Source organism: Corallococcus sp. AB038B (assembly GCF_003668955.1).
GTDB lineage: Bacteria > Myxococcota > Myxococcia > Myxococcales > Myxococcaceae > Corallococcus > Corallococcus exiguus.
In genome coordinates, this window is the sequence record NZ_RAWO01000185.1 from 1 (window position 1) to 421 (window position 421).

A 421-nucleotide genomic window follows, 5' to 3' on the forward strand; every position below is an offset into this window, starting at 1 on the left:
CGGCCCTCGGGGCTGGTGGACAGCTGCTCGTAGGCGGCGCGCGCGTCCATCAATTCCCGAGGTGGGGGACCCGACGCGCAGCCCACCGCGACCAACGCCGTGGCCCCGACGAGGGCCTTCCATCCACGCTTCCAAAGCACCATGACGCTCTCCTCTCGGGGTGGGCGGCTCACTGGAGGCTGCGGCGCGCGGACTCGGCCTGTTGGGTGGCCGTCCGCGCCTCGCGTTCAAGGGGCACCGAGCGGGCCAGCGCGAGCGCCAGGTCCGCGTCCGCTTCGGCCTGCATGAAGCGCAGCTCCGCGGCCTCCTGCTCGCCTTCGACGAGCAGCCGCTCGGCGTCGGCGATCTGCTGCCGGGCATACTCCAGGTGCTGGGCGGCCTCGGGGACGCGGCTGGCGCCAGCGCCTTCCGCGGCCCTCAG

1 pseudogene is annotated in these 421 nt (G+C 74.1%); it reads right to left on the bottom strand.

The features are described from left to right. Nucleotides 1–169: 169 nt before the first annotated feature. Nucleotides 170–421: pseudogene (locus D7Y04_RS42945) on the bottom strand (DUF4398 domain-containing protein); the annotation flags it as partial.